Genomic DNA, 598 nt, shown 5'->3' on the forward strand with positions numbered 1-598 from the left:
CCCCCCATTTGTGTTCCCCCTCACTTCTTTACCTCATTGTTCTGTTTGCAACTTTTCCGCCAAGCGGTCAATGAGCGTCTCCAGCTCATCGCGCGCCGCCCGGTACACTTCAATCGGCCCGCCGAACGGATCGGCGATGTCGCCGTCTGTTCCCGAGACGAACTGCTTCAACGTAAACGTTTTGTCCTTCGCTTCTGGGAAACGCTCGACGATCATTTCTTTATGGCCGGATGTCATCGCCAGCACGTGCGTCGCCCAGTCGATATGCTCTTTTTTCAGCTGCGAGGAGCGGTGGGCCGCTTCGATTCCTTTTTCCTTCAACACCGTCTTGGCGTGAACCGACGCCTCGCTCCCTTCCGCCGCAAACACGCCGGCCGATTTCACCTCGACGCCTGGCAGCTGCTTATTCTCCAACAATGCAGCGGCCATCGGGCTTCGGCACGTATTGCCCGTGCAGACGAACAAAATGCGGTATGGCATACAACCACCTCTTCACATCAATGACTTACCATCAATATACCATAGGGAAAAGAGCAAAAAAAGGCTCTTCACCACAACATGTACTTGACAAGCAATGCGGTTTCCTGCGTAAGGATAG

General features: G+C 54.2%; 1 protein-coding gene. It reads right to left on the reverse strand.

The annotated features are described in order from the left end of the window. Nucleotides 1-33: 33 nt before the first annotated feature. A complete protein-coding gene (locus I656_RS0117310; protein ID WP_011232840.1) occupies nucleotides 34-480 on the reverse strand; it encodes a low molecular weight protein arginine phosphatase in 447 nt (148 codons plus the stop codon). Nucleotides 481-598: the final 118 nt, after the last annotated feature.

The sequence above is a fragment of the Geobacillus sp. WSUCF1 genome (assembly GCF_000422025.1).
Classification (GTDB): domain Bacteria; phylum Bacillota; class Bacilli; order Bacillales; family Anoxybacillaceae; genus Geobacillus; species Geobacillus zalihae.

Excerpts from the sequence above, each read along its gene's own strand:
- I656_RS0117310 (WP_011232840.1), bottom strand. The coding sequence starts at position 480 with ATGCCATACCGCATTTTGTTCGTCTGCACGGGCAATACGTGCCGAAGC.